Source organism: Streptomyces sp. NPDC006265, from assembly GCF_040613555.1.
Classification (GTDB): Bacteria; Actinomycetota; Actinomycetes; order Streptomycetales; family Streptomycetaceae; genus Streptomyces.
Window position 1 is genome coordinate 1 of sequence record NZ_JBEXSH010000692.1, and the last position, 5002, is coordinate 5002.

Annotated in this window: 4 protein-coding genes; all 4 read left to right on the top strand. The window is 71.7% G+C overall.

Features of this window, described 5'->3' with window-relative positions; genetic code table 11:
- On the top strand, positions 1 to 1587 hold a 1587-nt coding region (locus ABZ281_RS37615; protein WP_356662526.1), incomplete at its 5' end, for a thiamine pyrophosphate-dependent enzyme.
- 55 nt (positions 1588 to 1642) lie between these two features.
- Positions 1643 to 3136 (top strand): CoA-acylating methylmalonate-semialdehyde dehydrogenase, encoded by a 1494-nt coding sequence (locus ABZ281_RS37620; protein WP_356662527.1) that lies wholly within the window; start codon positions 1643 to 1645, stop codon positions 3134 to 3136.
- A 20-nt stretch (positions 3137 to 3156) separates the two neighbouring features.
- A complete protein-coding gene (locus ABZ281_RS37625) occupies positions 3157 to 3942 on the top strand; it encodes a GntR family transcriptional regulator (RefSeq protein ID WP_356662528.1) in 786 nt (261 codons plus the stop codon).
- A 91-nt stretch (positions 3943 to 4033) separates the two neighbouring features.
- A partial coding sequence (gene galE / locus ABZ281_RS37630) for a UDP-glucose 4-epimerase GalE (protein ID WP_356662529.1) occupies positions 4034 to 5002 on the top strand: 969 nt, incomplete at its 3' end.

Sequence of the window (5002 nt, forward strand, 5' to 3'; positions counted from 1 at the left end):
GCCGCCTCGCGGTACGCGTCGCACAGCACGCCGTCGCCGACCGCGTGCCCGGACTGGCGGACGTCGTGTCCCGTACCGCGTCCTCGCTGCGCCCCCGACCCGCTGCTCCAGCAGCTGGAGCACCCGGTCGAGGCCGACGTGTCGGTCAACGACACGCTGCGCCCGGTGTCGAGGTACTTCGACCGGATCACCCGCCCCGAGGCGCTGATCCCCTCGGCGCTCCAGGCGATGCGGGTGCTCGCCGACCCGGCCGAGACCGGCGCCGTCACCCTCGCCCTGCCGCAGGACGTGCAGGCGGAGGCGTACGACTGGCCGGAGGAGTTCTTCGCCGAGCGCGTCTGGTACGTACGGCGTCCCGCGCCGGACCCGGTGGAACTGGCGGCTGCCGTCGAGGCGGTCCGGTCGGCCGAGCGGCCGCTGATCGTGGCGGGCGGCGGCGTCCACCACAGCGAGGCCGAGCAGGCGCTGAAGGCGTTCGTGGAGGCCACCGGCATCCCGGTCGCCTCCACCCAGGCCGGCAAGGGCTCGCTCCGCCACGACCACCCCGCCGACCTCGGCGGCATCGGCCACACCGGCACCGCGGTCAGTGACGCACTCGCCCGCACCGCCGACCTGGTGATCGGCGTCGGCACCCGCTACACCGACTTCACCACCGCCTCCGGCACCCTCTTCCAGAACCCGGACGTGCGGTTCCTCAACCTCAACATCACCGGCTTCGACGCGCACAAGCTGGCGGCGCGGACGCTGGTGTGCGACGCGCGGTCCGGCCTGGAGGGGCTGCTGGAGGCCCTCGGCGGGCACCGGGTGAGCGAGGCGTACGAAGCCGAGTACCGCGCCGGCAAGGACCGCTGGGACGAGGTCGTCGAGGCCGCCTACCGGGCCGACGACGAGAACGCGGTCCCGACCCAGACGCAGGTGCTCGGCGCGCTGGACGCGGCCGTCGGCGACGACGACGTGGTGATCAACGCGGCCGGTTCGCTCCCCGGCGACCTGCACAAGCTGTGGCGCTCCCGCAGCCCGCGCCAGTACCACCTGGAGTACGGCTACTCCTGCATGGGCTACGAGATCCCGGCCGGCATCGGCGTCCAGCAGGCCGCTCCGCGCACCCCGGTGTGGGCGCTGGTCGGCGACGGCACCTACCTGATGATGCCGACGGAGATCGTCACGGCCGTCCAGGAGGGTCTGCCGGTCAATATCGTCCTCCTCCAGAACCACGGCTACGCCTCCATCGGGGGCCTGTCGGAGGAGACCGGCGGCGAGCGGTTCGGCACCGCCTACCGTTTCCGGGCCGCCGACGGCACGTTCACCGGCGCCCCGCTGCCCGTCGACCTCGCCGCCAACGCCGCCAGCCTCGGCATGGACGTGCTGCGCGCCAAGACCGTGCGCGAGCTGCGCGAGGCGCTGACGGCGGCCCGAGCCTCCGACCGCCCGACGTGTGTGTACGTCGAGACCGACCCGGCCCCGACCGCTCCCCCGGCCGAGGCCTGGTGGGACGTGCCGGTGGCCGAGACCGCCTCCCGCGAGGCGGCCGTCGAGGCCCGCGAGCGCTATGACCGCCAGGTGGCCGGACGCCGCCGCCACCTCTGAACACCCGCCCGTCGCCGCACTGCACTCAAGGCTCCACGAAAGGCCCCTGCGCACCATGAAGACCATCACCCACTGGATCGACGGCAAGCCCGTCGAGGGCACCTCCGGCCGGTTCGGCCCCGTCTACGACCCGGCGACGGGCGCTCAGGAGAAGCAGGTCGCGTTCGCGTCCGTCGACGAGGTCGACGCCGCGGTCGCCTCCGCCAAGGCCGCCTTCGCGAGCTGGGGCGAGTCCTCCCTGGCCAAGCGCACGGCGATCCTGTTCAAGTACCGCGAGCTGCTCGACGCACACCGCGACGAGATCGCCGAGCTGATCACCGCCGAGCACGGCAAGGTGCACTCCGACGCGCTCGGCGAGGTCGCGCGCGGCATGGAGATCGTGGAGCTGGCGTGCGGGATCTCCGTCCAGCTCAAGGGCGAGCTGTCCACCCAGGTCTCCACCCGGGTCGACGTCGCCTCGATCCGCCAGCCGCTGGGCGTGGTCGCGGGCATCACACCGTTCAACTTCCCGGCGATGGTGCCGATGTGGATGTTCCCCCTCGCGATCGCCTGCGGCAACACCTTCGTGCTGAAGCCGTCGGAGAAGGACCCGTCGGCCTCCTTCCGGCTGGCCGAGCTGGCCACCGAGGCGGGCCTGCCGGAGGGTGTCCTGAACATCGTGCAGGGCGACAAGACGGCCGTGGACCGCCTCCTGGAGCACCCGGACATCGAGGCGGTGTCCTTCGTCGGCTCGACGCCGATCGCCAAGTACATCCAGCTGAAGGCCGTCGAGCACGGCAAGCGGGTACAGGCCCTCGGCGGCGCCAAGAACCACATGCTGGTGCTGCCCGACGCCGATCTCGAACTCGCCGCCGACCAGGCGATCAACGCCGCGTACGGCTCGGCGGGCGAGCGCTGCATGGCCGTGTCGGTGGTCGTGGCCGTGGGTGACATCGGGGACGCACTGGTCGGCAAGATCGCCGAGCGGGCGAAGAACCTGAGGATCGGCCCGGGCGACGACCCGGCTTCCGAGATGGGCCCGCTGATCACCCGCGAGCACCGCGACAAGGTGGCGTCGTACGTGGCCTCGGCCGCCGAGCAGGGCGCCGAGGTCGTGGTCGACGGCACGGGCTTCTCGGTCGACGGCCATGAGGACGGCTTCTTCCTCGGCGTTTCCCTGCTGGACCGGGTGCCGCTCACGGCGGACGCGTACCAGGACGAGATCTTCGGCCCGGTGCTGGCGGTCGTCCGGGCGGAGACGTACGAGGAGGCCATCCAGCTGATCAACTCCTCCCGCTGGGGCAACGGCACGGCGATCTTCACCCGGGACGGCGGCGCGGCCCGCCGCTTCCAGCTGGAGGTCAAGGCCGGCATGGTCGGCGTCAACGTCCCGATCCCGGTCCCCGTCGGCTACCACTCCTTCGGCGGCTGGAAGGACTCCCTCTTCGGCGACCTGCACATCTACGGCAACGACGGCATCGCCTTCTACACGCAGGGCAAGGTCATCACCACGCGCTGGCCGGACCCGTCCGACGGTGGCATCAACCTCGGTTTCCCGAGCAACTCCTGACACCGGAGGGGGGTTCGTCCATGGCGAAGACAGGTGACCGGGCCCGTACCACGGCCGCCGCCGCACTCGGCTCGCTGGACTTCGCCCTGGACCGGGGCAGTCCCGTGCCGCTCTACCACCAGCTCGCGCAGCAGCTGGAGGCGGCGATCGAGCACGGGGTCCTCGCCCCGGGGAACCTCCTGGGCAACGAGGTCGACCTGTCCGTGCGCCTCGGCCTGTCCCGCCCCACCGTCCGCCAGGCCATCCAGTCCCTCGTCGACAAGGGGCTGCTGGTCCGGCGGCGCGGGGTGGGCACACAGGTGGTGCACAGCCAGGTCAGACGACCGCTGGAACTGAGCAGCCTCTACGACGACCTGGAGACGGCCGGGCAGGCGCCGACCACCGAGGTCGTGCGCAACGAGGTCGTCCCGGCCTCCTGCGACGTGGCCGCCGCCCTCGGCGTGCCGGAGGGCGGCGAGGTGACCGTCCTGGACCGGCTGCGCCGTACCCACGGCCGGCCGGTGGCGCTGCTCCGCAACCACCTGCCGGTGCCCCTGCTGGACCTGGACAGCGCCCGCCTGGAGTCGACCGGCCTGTACCGCATGATGCGCTCGGCGGGCGTCACCCTGCACAGCGCCCGCCAGACGATCGGCGCCCGCGCCGCCACCGCGCAGGAGGCGTCCCGCCTGGACGAGCGGGAGGGGGCGGCGCTGCTGACGATGCAGCGGACGGCGTACGACGACACGGGGCGCCCGGTCGAGTACGGAACGCACATCTACCGGGCCTCGCTGTACACGTTCGACTTCCAGTTGCTGGTCAGGCCATAAGCGGTGGTCCGTCGTCTTGACTCGGGGCACCGCCGGGCGCAAAGTCGTACATATACATCGTAAACGTACGGCGTCCCCAGGGGCCTGGCTGATGAGCGCACCGTCCACCGTCCTGATCACCGGCGGAGCCGGTTTCATAGGCAGTCACGCCTGCGCCGAACTCCTCGACCACGGCTACGAGTTGATCGTGGTCGACGACTACTCCAACAGCACGCCGCAGGTCTTCACACGAGTGCAGCGGGTCGCCGGACGCTTCGTGGGAGCCGTGTACGAGCTGGACATCCGCGACCGGCAGGCCCTGTCGGCGGTGTTCCACCGGCATGCCGTGGACGCCGTCGTGCACTTCGCCGCTCTGAAGTCGGTCAGCCGGTCGGCCCGGATGCCCGTGGAGTACTACGACACCAACATCGTCGGCACCACCGCCCTGCTGCGCACCATGCACGAGCACGGGGTGCACCGGCTCATTTTCTCGTCCACGTGCTCGATATACGGTGAGGCCGCGCACGGGCCGCTCGACGAGGCCACACCGGCCCGCCCGACCAACCCCTTCGCCGCCTCCAAGTGGGTCTGCGAGCAGATCCTGGCCGATGTGTGCGCCCGACGCCCCGAGTACGCCGTGATGTCCCTGCGCTACTTCAACCCGGTCGGCGCCCACCCCAGCGGACTGCTCGGTGAGGCCCCGCACGGCCCGCCGGGGAAGCTGATGCCGTCCCTGGCCCAGGTGGCCTCGGGGCAGCGGGACCGGCTGCGCGTGTACGGCAACGACTATCCGACACCCGACGGGACCGCGATCCGCGACTACGTGCACGTCATGGACACCGTCGAGGCGCTCCGGGTGGCGCTGGACCGCCTCGGCGACGAACCGGGCATGCGGGTGTACAACCTCGGCCGGGGCGAGGGCAGTTCGGTCCTCGACGTGATCAGGCAGTTCTCGCGCACGACCGGCCGTCACATCCCTGTCGAGACCGCCGCGCGGCGCCTCGGTGACGTGGCCGAGTACGTCGCCGACGCGCGCGCCGCCACACGCGACCTGTGCTGGCGCCCCACCCGGAACCTGGAC